Here is a 13963-nt window from a genome sequence, read left to right on the forward strand (position 1 = left end):
TATGTCAATACTAGAAGATCCAGAATTTGCAAAATTAAGACAATTTAAAGGGAAAGTAAATTTCGATATGGTTATGCAGATATTAGATGAGATAGAGCTAGATATAAGAAGTAGTGATAATATCAAGACATCTATAATATATGTATATTCGAGCCATTTGGATGAGATAAGGAAAAATAAAGAATTTTATGACATGATTGCAGAGATACTGCAAAGATATTACAAAAAAATAGGCATAGAGAATGTGAATCAGTTGATACTAAGTACTATAAAATAGTTTGTAATTCGAACCTTTCTTTACCAAATTCATTATATATCCTTTACCTTGATTCTCACTTATATGATAAAAGTAGGTATTTTAGATTCAACGTTAAGGGAAGGAGAACAAACCCCTGGAGTGATATTCACTGTAGATCAAAGAGTAGAGATAGCCAAAGCCTTATCCGATTTAGGAGTATCTATGATAGAAGCTGGCCATCCAGCAGTATCCCCAGATATTTATGAAGGGATAAAAAGAATAGTGAAATTGAAAAAAGAGGGTATTATAACATCAGAAATTGTAGGACATAGTAGAGCCGTAAAAAGAGATATAGAAATTGCAGCAGAATTGGAGGTAGATAGGATAGCAATATTCTATGGTGTAAGTGATTTACATTTAAAGGCAAAACACAAAGCAACTAGAGAAGAGGCCTTAAGGACAATAGCTGAGACGATCAGCTACGCTAAAAATCATGGCGTAAAAGTCAGATTTACCGCAGAAGATGGTTCAAGGACAGACTTCGATTTCTTAGTTACAGTATCGAAAACGGCTAGAGATGCAGGGGCAGATAGGGTTAGTATAGCGGATACTGTAGGTATTTTATATCCATCTAAAACGAAGGAATTATTCAGTGCATTGACAAGGGAAGTACCAAACTTGGAGTTTGATATTCACGCTCACAATGACTTAGGTTTGGCAGTAGCAAATGCGTTAGCTGCGATAGAAGGTGGAGCCACAATTATCCATGCTACAGTCAATGGGCTTGGAGAGAGGGTTGGTATAGTACCTTTGCAACAAATAGCAGCAGCTATTAAATATCATTTTGGTATAGAAGTCGTTAAACTAGATAAATTGCAGTATGTTTCCAGTTTGGTGGAAAAGTACAGTGGAATTCCGATGCCACCCAACTACCCCATTACTGGGGATTACGCATTCTTGCATAAGGCAGGGGTCCATGTGGCAGGAGTGTTAAATGATCCTAGAACATATGAATTTATGCCTCCAGAGACATTTGGTAGAACAAGAGATTATACGATTGATAAATATACGGGAAAGCATGCGTTGAGGGATAAATATGAAAAACTAGGTGTGAAGATTAGTGACGCTGAAATGGATCAGATTTTAGCCAAAATCAAGTCAAATACAACCATAAGATTTTACAGAGATGTGGATTTGCTTGAGTTAGCTGAAGAGGTAACTGGAAGAGTTTTAAAGCCAAGGCCACCCGAACAAATAGAGGCGTTAATTTCAGTTAAATGTGATTCTAACGTTTATACCACATCAGTGACCCGTCGTTTGTCAGTTATTAATGGCGTTAAGGAGGTTATGGAAATTTCCGGCGATTACGACATATTGGTTAAAGTTCAAGCTAAGGATTCCAACGAATTAAACCAGATAATTGAAAGTATAAGAGCAACTAAAGGTGTGAGATCAACACTAACGTCATTAGTCCTTAAGAAAATGTAAATCCTCTTCTAAAACTTTTTAAGGAAAACGAGTTTATATTTAAAATGTGCGGGGGTGCCCGAGCTGGTCAAAGGGGGCGGACTCAAGACCCTTTAGTAAGAGATCCGCTGGCGAAGGCCTTCGCGGGTTCAAATCCCGTCCCCCGCATACATTTCCTCAATCCTACCTTCTTCATTAGCCAATATTATCTTATTATATAATTCCTTACAGAAAATCCCAGTTTCTACTACTGATGGAATGGTCTTTATCATTCTGTCAAACTCGCATAAATTTTCAGTCTTAACAGAAACATCTAAAATCGCATTTCCATTATCTGAAATAATTGGTCCCATTTTACCGCTTCCCTCTCTTATTTTTACAGCAAATCCCATTTTCTCTAGCTTATCTTTGACATAACTTACGCCGACGCTTACGACCTCAATTGGAACGTCAATTAGTTTAGAGTCCTTTAACTTATTGAATTCTCCTATAAAAATCCTATACTTAGAAAAATATGTTAAAAGCTTCTCTCTAAGCAAGGCACCTCCTCCACCCTTTATCATTATACCGTCTTTGGTAACTACATCGAAACTATCAACGTAAATTTCAGGTTGAATAGCGGAAAGGAGTGAAATTACTTTAAAACCGTGTTTACTCAATTCGATTTCAGTATCGAGCGAACTCGCAACTAACAATACAGTTTCTTTAAGATTTTCTTCTTTACTCAAAACTTCTATCAATTTTTTAACAGTTTTTCCTGTACCAACACCTATTATCTTCTTTTCTCTTAGATAGTTCAAAGTATACGTTGCCAATAATTCCTTTGGATTCACGAGTAAATGGTTGGTAAAGTAAATATAAAACCTAACTCAGCGTTTGCACATCCCTCTTCATCGATCTAAGCCTGGAAGCTCATCACTTATAAACAAATTATATTTCATAGGTATTTAACCTTAGGGTGTTTAAATATGTCAAACTCAGATCATCTAGCAAATGAAAGGACCTTATTAGCATGGATAAGAACTGGAATTGCTCTTATAGGTTTTGGCTTTGTTATAGCTAAATTCGTACTCTTTCTACATCTTCTAAAGCCAACTGGCAATACTCAGTCTACGTCAATAATTTACGGTGAGGTCATGATAATTTTAGGTGTAATAACCATACTTTACGGTTTATATACGTATTTAGCTTACGAAAAGGATTTAGAGAAAGGTTCTATTAAACCAAAAAAGACTGAGAATACTATCTTTTCTGTTATAATTATAATTTTTGCAATAATTCTATCATTCCTTCTACTGTTCTAATGTCTTGACTATGACGAAGTTAGTCTTCCCTGCCTCTTGTTTTGGATCCCCTCCTACAATAACAATTTTTTTAAATCTTAAGTCCTTAACCTTTTTCTCCATCAGCTTTGTGGAAACGTCTATTATCTCGTCTATTGATTCCATTTTCTTGCTTATACTTAGAGGTATTACACCATAACATAGCTTAAACTTCTTAGATAGTTTAGGATCGGGAGAGATTCCTATTATGTTACGCTCAGGCCTTAATCTCGATACACGCAATATTGAATTCCCTGATCTACTATACACTACTATTACGTCTGCTTTAGATATTTTACTTGCGTTTACAGCAGCTAAAGCTATTGCATCACTTTCACTATTAAGTGGCCCAATTGGTCCGTGCTTTATACTCTTTTCTACATTACTTATAATATTATGAAGAGTTCTTACGCTTTCAACTGGATAATTACCTATGGCAGTTTCATCGCTTAACATTATAGAGTCTACGCCCTGCATGATTGAGTTAGAAATATCTATAATTTCCGCCCTAGTAGGTATAGGACTGTTTATCATTGAAGTTAGTACTTGAGTTGCTAAAATAACGGGTTTGCCAAATACTCTTGAAATCCTTACTATTCTCCTTTGAATTAAAGGCAAATTTTCTAGCCCAGTCTCAACTCCCAAATCGCCTCGAGCTACCATTATTCCATCTGATTCCTTGACAATATTGGTCAAGTTCTTTAACGCCTCACTCTTCTCTATCTTTGCAATAATCCACGCTTCATCTTTTACAAATTCCTTTACCTTCTTTACATCATCTTCACTGATTACAAAAGAGAGACCTATATAATCTGCTCCCAGATCCAACGCTCTTTTCAAAAGTTTTAAATCGTTATCTGTTATCCCAGATTTTAGACTGACGTTAGGGATATTTATTCCTTTTCTCGATAATAAAATTCCACCCTCTACAACAATTCCCTCTACTTTATCCTTACTTTTCGACGTGACCCTTACACGTATTGTTCCATCTGCAATTAAGATGTATGAGTTTTCTTTTACAGCGGAATAGAATAGCTCATCATCGACTGGAATTCCATCTTTTTGGGAGAAAATTATTTTATCTCCTTTCTTCACCTCTATTGGTTCTTTAAGCTCTCCCAGTCTCAATTTAGGCCCTGGCAAATCTACTAAGATGCTAGACTCTGGTGCGTATGTCCTAATGAGATCAAAATACTTCTTGTGAGATTTTTCATCACCATGAGCAAAATTTATTCTAAAAACATCAACGTATTCAGCAAGCTCCTTTACTTTTTCCTCTGAGGAAGGACCTAAAGTGGCAACTATTTTAGTTTTTCTCATTACATAATCTTACTAGCTATTTCTTTAATGTTTTCACATGCCTCTTTTAATCCATTTTCACATGCCTTCCTTAGGACTTCATTACTTTCTTTGACTGCACCTAGTTTCTTATATGCAATTCCTATCTTCAATAAGAACTCTGGATTAATTTTTTCATTTTTCAAATCATTATATAGTTTATCTAATGCATCCTTTTTATTTGACTTGACTATAATATCTAGTGCCAAATCAACATATTCACTCGCTTTATTCACTAACGCATAACAGTAAACTATTCTCTTTATATTAGCACAAGGGGACATATCAAATATTTTTCCTATGGAATCTAGGGTTTTTACAACTGCATCACAATCTGCTGTATCTATTACATTGCATATAATCCAATTTGATTCTTTAATGTTTTCTGATGTAATTGTCTTAGAGAGAAGTTCAATTCCTTGTTCAACGAAACCATCTAATATCAGTTTTTTAGCTTCAATTAATTTTCTTCTTAGTTCTTGACTCTCGCTCATCAATAATACTCTACGTATTAATAGTTTAAATTATTTCTTAAACCCCATTTCTTTTAAATTACACTAAAATTGGATGGAAATTTTCTTTATCTTTAACATTATTGATCTAGCTGCTTTGTTGATTAGTTCATTTTATTTTATAAAGATGATATAATACAAGGAGAATTTTTTGATAACTAGTATTTATTTCAACATTCTTCTCAAGATCACACCCTAATACCCAGAGCCCTACCGACTACAGAATTAGCCAGGTGGACCATCCACGCGTAAACCCAGAGCTTAGCCTCAACCACTTTAGATGCAAAACTTGTTCTAACAGACTCCCAAAAAGCTAACAGCAGAAAACAAGGACTCAACCTCCATCTAACACCATAACCTCCATCGATCATAACCCAACTTCTTGAACTCCCGCACAGCCTAAAAGGATGACCACGCTTCGTAGAAACCTAGGTGGGACAACAACCCCAACTCCAGTCTTGTAAACCTCGTTAGCATCATAAGCCTCCATAAAACTTCTTTCCCTTATCTCGTAAATCCCTAATCGCAGTTTCAACCTCGTTGCTGGTAACCTCAGCGTTTATCACGTTGAACTGGTCCTTATCCATTATTATCTCGATCTTGAGGAATTTTGAATCCCTAGTCTTACCCCATTTTGCTATAATGTATTGTCCTCCCTTACTTGTGCTTATTCCCGTTGTATCTGCTATTACTTCAAGTTGGTCGTTTGCTTCTGGGAAGGTCACGCTTATGTTCCTTACTCTCTCCCATTGAGAGGTTGGTTGGGATTATTTTCAATCTCTCTAGGGCTCTCAATATTCCTTCTATATATAAGGTAGGAAGGCTAGGAATTCGCTGAACTCCTTTGGAGCTCTATACTTGGTTCTGGCATACCTATTCTCCTCTGCTAGTTAACCAGTGTTCGAAAACGTAGAAGGGGGGAACATTAGCTTGTACCTAGTTATGACGTTCTTGTCGTAGTTGCTCCAGTCTCTTTTGTACTTCCTCTTTCTCATGGGTAATAATCGACATAATAAGTTATAGATTTTTGTATAATTCTAAAGTAGCCCATAAACCATGATCTAGCGTATCCAGTTGTTATTCGTGATAGTATCGTGAAATATAACCAAGATCTTTCACCTTATCTAGGGCTAAATCAACCGCATATCTACCCATAGCTGGTCCATAACTCCATCCTAACCTACACGCTCCAGTGACTAATACTAGATTATTTCTCCTCCCAATTATTGGGAAACCATCTGGTGAACATGGCCTAAAGCCCATGTTTAAATCATTAACGTATTGGATATCAACTAATTCTTTAGCTTTTTTTAGAAATTCTTCAGCTCTTTTGGAGTGAATGGAAAAGTCTGCATCAAATCCTCCAGTTATCTTTATATGATCACTTAACGGTGAGATAGCTAGACCGTAATCCACAATAACTGCTGCGCGATTTAGCTTACTAACGCCTTTAACTCTATACCCATAACCCTTAAACGCAGTTAGTGGAATTTTAAGTATTCTAGACCAAACCCCAGCTGCTACTATTACCAAGTCATACTTTTCCTCACCTACGTATCCCTCTTTAGATACCTTATTAACCTCTTCATTTCTAACCTTTATATTGTCGGTAATTTCTCTTGAAATTCTATCAACGAATTTTTCAGTAGATATTCTACTTAGTTCCGGAAAGAATATCCCACCTGCAAAACCCTTTACTTCCTCAACTTCAAACTTAGGACTAAACGGACTCTTTTTCTCATCCTCTATTCCATTTTCAAACTCTTTAGAATTATGATACAATTCAAGAAGACCATCTTCATGATAATCGAAATCGTTCTTTTCCTCAGCCATTCTCTTGTATTCCGATAGAGAAAACTTAGCCATTTCTCTCATTGTATCCCAAGCTTCTTTTGGAGGATTCTTTTCTAGATTCTTAATAAGCTCTATCAACCAAAGTTTGTCAACTTCCTTTATGTCAGTACTCCCATTCATTTTATATTTTAACATCTTTTTAATCATGCTAAGGGTATTTATTTTATCAAATCTATAAGGCTCTATCAAGCCTGCAGCGTGTATAGAACCAGCTCCTAGGAAACCTTTTTCATATATTATAATGTCTTTTATCCCTTCCTTACCTAGGTAATAAGCAGTAAATAAGCCTACTATCCCTCCTCCTACAATTCCAACTTTCAAGTTAGTTCTTTAATTAATTTCTCAGCAACTTTTTTAACTTTACTTTGTTGCATAGTTAGCTCCTCTAGATATCCAATATTTGCCTTTAACTCATCTACACTGATGAAATTTTCTTTAACAAGCATGAAAGCCGTCCTCCAGGCCAGAATTCTAACATTGGCTTTATTGCTTTTTAGCAATTCAGAAAACCTATGCTTATCTGAGGAGTCAAATATCCCTTCATGAACTAATTTAACAAACAGTCTCCAAGCTTTTTTCCTAATAGTTGGATATATACTTCTTAATAATCTCCAATAGGCGTATCTCACGCTTCTGATGTGTTCTTTTGGAACCATCTCTAGTTGAACTAAATTTAGAACATTACTCCAAGCAGACCATTTTATTTTGTCTGATTGCGCATTTAATGCTCTTTCAATCCCCTTTGTCTGTAAGATTTTATACACATGTAAGTGTTTCCAGGCGTCATCTCTAACCCCTTGCAATCTATGCCACAGTAATGATCTTAAGTAATTCCTATACTGGACTAGTTCATTAACATTCCCAGTTTCGATTAAGAAATCTATAGCTTTCCATCCAACTTCTCTTTCTAATCTATCTTTACTTTTCAGCAAATTAAGTACACTTCTTATATACCTTATCAAATATTTGATGTCTTTTCTTTCCAATGCGTTCTTTATATCCATAATATCTTCCTCAAAAGGAGGCTAAAGCCCTATATTTAGCCATATCGAGAGTCCTTCTATAACACTCAATTAAAGAGTTTATCACTGCATCCCATCTAAATCTAGTCTTAACCCTAGTTATTGCATTTTCACGTACCTTCTCCCAGTATCTCGTATCATCTACTTTAACCTCACTAGCCTTATATAGCAAATCGCTTCTATTAAGCTCTGAAGCCTCTGACAAATATAACGCATTTTTTATAGCTCTAGCTAATTCGTCTATACTTTCAGGCTTAATCAAGAAACCTGTGCCATTATTTTTATCCTCTCTAATGTCAACGATTGTCTCTCTTAAACCCCCTACAGCATAGGCAATTACTGGTAATCCCATAGCCATAGCCTCGATCGAATTTATACCAAACGGTTCCCATCTAGATGGAATTACGAAGACTGAGGAAACGTAATGAAATAGCTTATATATATCTAAATCCATTCTACCTACTATTAGCCTCATGTTATCCCTAATTTCTGAAGCTCTCTCTATAATATCCCAAAGCAAGTTATAATCTCCGGACGGAATTCCAAAAACTAAGAGTCTAGCATTATTTATTTCATTCACAACTGTCTTCATAGCCCTAAAAAGTAAATCTATACCCTTTTGATACACTAATCTCCCAGTAAATAAAACCAAGGGCCCTTCCCCTAAATCATCGAAAGTCCAATCATCTCTTACCCCTAACTTACCCCTACTATTCCATAGCATATTGCCGGTAGTGTAGTCCTCTGGAATAACTCTGAGTGAGTGTAGAGATGAAAGGAGCCTTCTCCTTAACTCCCTTCTGTCCTTAGTTCCATACACTGTAACAGCCTTATTCTGGATCTCTTCTACATCCCAATCTGTGCCATTATACGTTACACATGATTTATTGGCTACCCAATTTCCTACAAAATTGAATACGTCAAAACTTAAATAACTGTAGCTTACACTACTTAACATATCAGCCTCGTAACAACCAAATTTCTCAATTTTTCCATTTGACAACACATCCCATACATATGAATATTTATATAATTCATGCCTGGCCACCATCCAAATATAATGCCAGCAATCCTCAATTCCAGACCAGTCCTGAGAAGCGTAGTGCCAAGGTACGCCAATGTAATTCAGCAAGTGAATGGTGTAAATAACTGGGACGATTATTCGTCTCTCTTCCAAGAGTTGTTTTATCCTTACTGCGGGAATTACAGCGTGCCAATCTTGTGCATGGATTATATCTGGAAGGTTAGATAGATTGCCTAAAGTGAATCCCTCTAATCCTCTTGTAAGGAGCGAAGTTTTCTCCATTGTGTTATCATATACGTTCCATGAATCCAATATTCTACCAGTATTATAATCTAATCCTTTTACCAAAATCACCTTGAAATTATCTATTTTTCCTTCTTCAAACCCTATTTTATAATGATAATAGTTATTATCTAATCCCTTTCTTCTTCCCTCAACAACCATGTCAATGTGCCTCAAACTTAAGAGAGACCTATAGTATTCATTTAGATGCCTTCCATGAGATGGCATGAAAACCGTAACATCTATTCCCTTTTCAGCTAGATGTTTAGCCATGTTATATACAGCATTTCCTAATCCTCCTACACTTGCTATCTTTTGCAATTCAAATGTTATCATCCACACTTTTTTAATGTCCTCAGGTAACCACAGTGATTCAATCCTTTTCATTTCCTAACCACTGCCTTAAGTTTTTCAAATGAGTTTTAAACCTTTCATCTCTCATTACAATTTCCATGAATTCTTTTTCATTCCAAGCTATTGACGCTCTCTTATCTCCTAACATAAATATATAAGGCTCATTCTTAATATTTAATTTATTTATCTCCTCATGTATAAATGTCGATATTGTATAAAATTCATTTATAAATGCGTCTATAGGAGATCCAAAGGCGTTGAAATAGGAATGTACTTCAGCTGGACTCCCATGCCCTAAATAAAGATAATAGTAATTATCGCTTGTAGTGAAATACCTCCAAACTCTTAAGTACTCATTCCCCAATTCCCTTGAGGGCATCTCAGCCCTTCTAACTGCGTCGTCGTAAGCCCATTGCATTATATTACCTAACCAACTTTTCTCATCCTTTTCTATATCCGCCCATGAGGTAGTGTGAGAGATCTCTATTTCATCATAGACATCATTGTAAACGTCCTTTGGCATCATCATTTCCACCCCTTTATTCTCAAGCTCTATTGGTAGCCATTTGAGAAATTCTAAAATTCCAGTATGCTCTTTGTGATGTTCTCCAAAAGTCTCGTAATCTACGAATATTAATCCCACATTTCCCTCACTCTTACTTATCCAATCAGCGTATTTGGAAGCCGTTAACGGATATTGATCCCAATTTGGATTAGAAAACCTGAAGGCTATATCGTCACTTAATATGTAATTTCTAAACAATATTCTAATCTCATGTCCCTTTAATTTATAGACATAATTTGGACTTCTTCCCCTTAAATTCCTACTAGTCCCTTCGCTTAACATCATCTTAAAGCCCATCCTTTCAGCTTCTTCTATAATATCCCTTTTAGTTATTAATTCAGTGTTTTCAAAAGTAGTAGGATATTGCCCAAAATACGATTTTATAGCATCCCTATGCATCTTAATTTGCTCTCTCCATTCACTTTTATCCTCCCAAAGACCAGTTACTGAGTGATAGTATGTTTGTGCTAGAAATTCAACTTTATGAGTGTAAGCCAATTGTTGAAACAAGTCTATTACTTCTCTGCCCCATCTTTCAGCTTGCTCTAAGAAAGTACCTGAAATTGAAAAGAAGTATTTAACGTCTTTACCTTCCTCTTCAGCTCTTTCAATGGAGTTTAGTATTATATTAGTTGCAGGGATATAGCAGTTCTTCTTTATTCTCTCAAATATATCCTTATTTCTCTCAGTATCGAAAAACCTATCCTCTAAGCTTTGCCTAAATCTCGGGTTCCAGAAGAAATCTCTTCTAATCCTGAACGGCTGATGAACTTCAAATCCTAATATTATTCTTTTCATATCTTTTTATAAGTTACACGTTCATAAATATTATTTGATGACAAAGTGGGATATATCAGATGTAAAAGTCATAATTCCCATAGGTGGGGAAGCTACCCGATTACGACCTTTAACAATAGAAACATCTAAGGCAGCTATTAGATTACTTAACAGACCACTTATTGAATATACAATTTTAGAGTTAGCTAAACAAGGGATTAAGGAATTCATCTTTGGTGTAAGGGGGGTATGTAAATTATAGGTCTTTGTTTGACTTATTCAAGGAGGGTATTGGTTTTTCAGCAAGATATAAGATTAAGCCAAGAGTTCACTTTAAGTATCAACCAAGAGTAGATAGTATAGGTAACGCCGATTCTGTGAGAATAAATATCGAATATTATGACATTAATGAGCCTATTATAGTAGTACAAGGAGATAACATATTCAAGTTGGATATAGCAAAGGCATTGGAATTTCACGAATCTAAAGGCTCGTTGATGACCATAGTACTAAAGAAATATGAAGGAGACCTAAGTGAATTCGGTGTAGCCGATACTACTGGGGACTTGGCAATAAGAAAATTTGTTGAAAAGCCTAAGAGGAGAGAGGACGCGCCATCAGATCTAATAAATACTGGAATTTATATTCTATCCCCCGAAATAAGAAAGATCTTTGAGAGTAATGACGTGAAGGAAATGTATAATATGGGTAAAATGGATTTCGGAAAGGATATAATTCCATACTTGATAAATAAAGGTTATCCAGTTTACGGATATCCCATGAAAGAAATATGGTTTGATATAGGTACTCCAGAGCGTTATTTGGACGCAATGATTACGCTATTACACACATTGCCAGATTCTGAAATAGGTGGAATGAGGATAGATCCTAATAGACGTATATTTGTACAAGGAACAAGCCCGGACTCAAGGAAGAGAAGAAAGGAGATACAGAGAAAATTCAAGAAAGGACTCATAAAAATTGAAGGGGATGTGCTTATAGGTAGACATTGTCAAATAGGTGACTATACATATATAGAGGAGTCTAATGTAGATAACTTCACGATGATTGGGAAGGGAGTAAAGATAGTAAGAAGCGCGATTATGGATAGAGGTTATATTGGAGATAACGTATACATTGAAAATTCGATAATAGCTAGGCATGTCGAGATAAGGTCAAACGATGAGAAACCAGTTAGGATAATAGATAGTGTAATTGCCGACGATGTAATAATAGGGGAAGGTAGTGAGATTATAGGTTCTAGAATTTACCCACACAAGTTTATAAATGCCGGCAGTAGAATTCATGATACAATATTAACGTGATAAGGCATCTCACCATGAGAGTTTCTTCCATAGGAAATGGTAGAATGTTAATAAACTTCGATGAGAAGGGTAGAATAGTTGATATTTATTATCCTTACATTGGAATGGAAAACCAGACTTCTGGAAACCCAATTAGGTTAGCCATTTGGGATAAAGATAAGAATGTCATCTCCTTAGATGAAGAATGGGAAACTACTGTATTGTATCTGGATGAAGCAAATATGGTTGAGATTAGGAGCGACATTAGGAAATTGGGACTTTCTCTTCTCTCTTACAACTTTCTAGACCCTGATGATCCGATTTATATGTCTATTATAAAAGTAGCAAATAATGAAAATAATAATAGAAATATAAAAATATTCTTTATACATGATATAAACTTATATTCAAATCCATTTGGGGATACTGCATTTTATGATCCCTTATCCCTTTCAATTGTTCATTATAAATCTAAACGATATCTGGCCTTTAAAGTATTTACTACAACATCAATATTTTCTGAATATAATGTAGGCAAAGGTGACTTGATTGGTGATATTTACGATGGCAATTTGGGGCTTAACGGTATAGAAAACGGAGATGTAAATTCAAGTATGGGTATAGAGGCAAATATAGATCCTAATTCCTATGTGAAATTATACAATGTAATCGTTGCAGATAGAAACCTAGAGGATTTAAGGCAAAAAATAAGAAAAATAAACTTCGCAAACGTAGAGACCTCATTCACGCTGACCTATATGTTTTGGCGGAATTGGCTAAAGAAAAATAAACTCTTCAGAAACAGTTTAATGCAAGATATTAAGAGAGTCTATGATGTTAGCCTTTTTATAATAAGAAATCACATGGACATTAACGGGTCAATAATAGCCTCCTCAGACTTCTCCTTTGTAAAGATCTATGGGGATTCATATCAATACTGTTGGCCTAGGGATGCGGCAATTGCTGCTTATGCCCTAGATCTAGCTGGTTATAAAGAACTAGCATTAAGACATTTTCAATTTATTTCTAATATAGTAAATTCTGAAGGTTTCTTGTACCATAAATATAATCCAAATACAACTCTAGCTAGTTCTTGGCATCCTTGGTTTTATAAGGGGAAAAGGATATATCCAATCCAAGAAGACGAGACAGCATTAGAAGTATGGGCAATAGTTAGCCATTACGAAAAATACGAAGACATTGACGAAATACTTCCCTTATATAAGAAGTTCGTAAAGCCGGCCTTAAAATTTATGATGTCCTTTATGGAAGAGGGATTACCAAAACCATCTTTTGATCTGTGGGAAGAAAGATATGGCATACATATTTATACAGTATCTACAGTTTACGGTGCATTGACGAAGGGAGCAAAGTTAGCTTATGATGTAGGAGATGAAATATTAAGTGAAGACTTAAGTGATACGTCAGGTTTATTAAAAGGAATGGTTTTGAAACGAATGACATATAATGGAAGGTTTATTAGAAGAATAGATGAGGAAAACAATCAAGATCTAACCGTGGACTCAAGTCTCTATGCCCCATTCTTCTTTGGTCTTGTGGACGCAAATGACAAAATTATGATAAATACCATTAACGAGATTGAAAATAAATTAACCGTGAACGGTGGAGTAATAAGGTATGAGAATGATATGTATCAGAGGAGGAGAAAACAACCAAATCCTTGGATAATCACAACATTATGGCTAGCTGAATATTATGCTACAATTAACGATAAAAATAAGGCAAACGAGTACATAAAATGGGTAATTAATAGGGCATTACCAACTGGCTTTTTACCAGAACAAGTGGATCCAGAAACTTTTGAGCCGACATCAGTTACACCTTTAGTGTGGTCTCACGCTGAATTCATAATAGCAATTAATAAGCTCTTAAACCATATATAA

The 13963-nt window shown here is 35.5% G+C and carries 11 protein-coding genes, 1 tRNA gene and 2 pseudogenes; 6 read left to right on the forward strand and 8 right to left on the reverse strand.

Going from position 1 to position 13963, the window contains the following annotated elements; all coding sequences use genetic code 11:
- Position 1: 1 nt before the first annotated feature.
- The 3 genes from YN1551_RS07900 (at position 2) to YN1551_RS07910 (ending at position 1873) form a co-directional block, all read left to right on the forward strand.
- Positions 2–277, forward strand: coding sequence for a hypothetical protein (locus YN1551_RS07900; protein WP_012711254.1), 276 nt, complete (start codon positions 2–4; stop codon positions 275–277).
- 63 nt (positions 278–340) lie between these two features.
- Entirely contained in the window at positions 341–1726 is a 1386-nt protein-coding gene (lysS, locus tag YN1551_RS07905) for a homocitrate synthase (protein ID WP_012711253.1), read from the forward strand.
- A 48-nt stretch (positions 1727–1774) separates the two neighbouring features.
- A tRNA-Leu gene (locus YN1551_RS07910) sits at positions 1775–1873 on the forward strand.
- On the opposite strand, the gene rpiA is transcribed toward YN1551_RS07910, so the two are convergent.
- Positions 1855–2538, reverse strand: a complete 684-nt coding sequence (rpiA, locus tag YN1551_RS15855; protein ID WP_012717520.1) for a ribose 5-phosphate isomerase A — start codon at positions 2536–2538, stop codon at positions 1855–1857. The genes YN1551_RS07910 and rpiA overlap by 19 nt on opposite strands.
- Positions 2539–2673: 135 nt before the next feature.
- Between rpiA and YN1551_RS07915 the strand changes: the two genes are divergently transcribed.
- Positions 2674–3009: a YidH family protein gene (locus tag YN1551_RS07915; protein ID WP_012711251.1), complete on the forward strand. Its 336-nt coding sequence runs from the start codon at positions 2674–2676 to the stop codon at positions 3007–3009.
- Here the strand turns inward: YN1551_RS07915 and pyk are convergent.
- The 7 genes and pseudogenes from pyk to YN1551_RS07955 form a co-directional block, all read right to left on the reverse strand.
- Complete coding sequence (pyk, locus tag YN1551_RS07920) at positions 2998–4347, reverse strand: pyruvate kinase (protein ID WP_012713648.1); 1350 nt, start codon at positions 4345–4347, stop codon at positions 2998–3000. The genes YN1551_RS07915 and pyk overlap by 12 nt on opposite strands.
- On the reverse strand, positions 4347–4859 hold the full coding sequence (locus YN1551_RS07925) for a DUF1955 domain-containing protein (RefSeq protein WP_012713647.1): 513 nt from the start codon (positions 4857–4859) through the stop codon (positions 4347–4349). The genes pyk and YN1551_RS07925 overlap by 1 nt, the downstream gene beginning before the upstream one ends.
- A gap of 206 nt (positions 4860–5065) precedes the next feature.
- Positions 5066–5872: pseudogene (locus YN1551_RS15860) on the reverse strand (IS5/IS1182 family transposase).
- An 82-nt stretch (positions 5873–5954) separates the two neighbouring features.
- Positions 5955–7052: an FAD-dependent oxidoreductase gene (locus YN1551_RS07940; RefSeq protein WP_012716124.1), complete on the reverse strand. Its 1098-nt coding sequence runs from the start codon at positions 7050–7052 to the stop codon at positions 5955–5957.
- Positions 7049–7735 carry a hypothetical protein gene (locus YN1551_RS07945; protein ID WP_012716123.1) on the reverse strand — a complete coding sequence of 229 codons (687 nt, stop codon included), beginning with the start codon at positions 7733–7735 and terminating at the stop codon, positions 7049–7051. The genes YN1551_RS07940 and YN1551_RS07945 overlap by 4 nt, the downstream gene beginning before the upstream one ends.
- Before the next feature lie 10 nt (positions 7736–7745).
- The gene (locus YN1551_RS07950; RefSeq protein ID WP_012716122.1) at positions 7746–9446 is read right to left on the reverse strand and encodes a glycosyltransferase; all 1701 of its coding nucleotides are present in this window, start codon (positions 9444–9446) and stop codon (positions 7746–7748) included.
- Entirely contained in the window at positions 9433–10776 is a 1344-nt protein-coding gene (locus tag YN1551_RS07955; RefSeq protein ID WP_012716121.1) for a glycoside hydrolase family 57 protein, read from the reverse strand. Before YN1551_RS07955 ends, YN1551_RS07950 begins: the two co-directional genes overlap by 14 nt.
- Before the next feature lie 37 nt (positions 10777–10813).
- Between YN1551_RS07955 and YN1551_RS07960 the strand changes: the two are divergent.
- Together YN1551_RS07960 and YN1551_RS07965 are read left to right on the forward strand one after the other, a co-directional pair.
- Positions 10814–12080, forward strand: a pseudogene (locus YN1551_RS07960) (DUF4954 family protein).
- A gap of 14 nt (positions 12081–12094) precedes the next feature.
- On the forward strand, positions 12095–13963 hold the full coding sequence (locus YN1551_RS07965; RefSeq protein ID WP_012713640.1) for a glycoside hydrolase family 15 protein: 1869 nt from the start codon (positions 12095–12097) through the stop codon (positions 13961–13963).

Origin of the sequence: Sulfolobus islandicus Y.N.15.51 (assembly GCF_000022485.1) — an archaeon.
Lineage (GTDB): Archaea > Thermoproteota > Thermoprotei_A > Sulfolobales > Sulfolobaceae > Saccharolobus > Saccharolobus islandicus.

Coding starts and splice junctions, on each gene's coding strand:
- YN1551_RS07900 (WP_012711254.1), top strand. CDS start 2: ATGTCAATACTAGAAGATCCAGAATTTGCAAAATTAAGACAATTTAAA.
- lysS (WP_012711253.1), top strand. CDS start 341: ATGATAAAAGTAGGTATTTTAGATTCAACGTTAAGGGAAGGAGAACAA.
- YN1551_RS07915 (WP_012711251.1), top strand. CDS start 2,674: ATGTCAAACTCAGATCATCTAGCAAATGAAAGGACCTTATTAGCATGG.
- pyk (WP_012713648.1), bottom strand. CDS start 4,347: ATGAGAAAAACTAAAATAGTTGCCACTTTAGGTCCTTCCTCAGAGGAA.
- YN1551_RS07925 (WP_012713647.1), bottom strand. CDS start 4,859: ATGAGCGAGAGTCAAGAACTAAGAAGAAAATTAATTGAAGCTAAAAAA.
- YN1551_RS07945 (WP_012716123.1), bottom strand. CDS start 7,735: ATGGATATAAAGAACGCATTGGAAAGAAAAGACATCAAATATTTGATA.
- YN1551_RS07950 (WP_012716122.1), bottom strand. CDS start 9,446: ATGAAAAGGATTGAATCACTGTGGTTACCTGAGGACATTAAAAAAGTG.
- YN1551_RS07955 (WP_012716121.1), bottom strand. CDS start 10,776: ATGAAAAGAATAATATTAGGATTTGAAGTTCATCAGCCGTTCAGGATT.
- YN1551_RS07965 (WP_012713640.1), top strand. CDS start 12,095: ATGAGAGTTTCTTCCATAGGAAATGGTAGAATGTTAATAAACTTCGAT.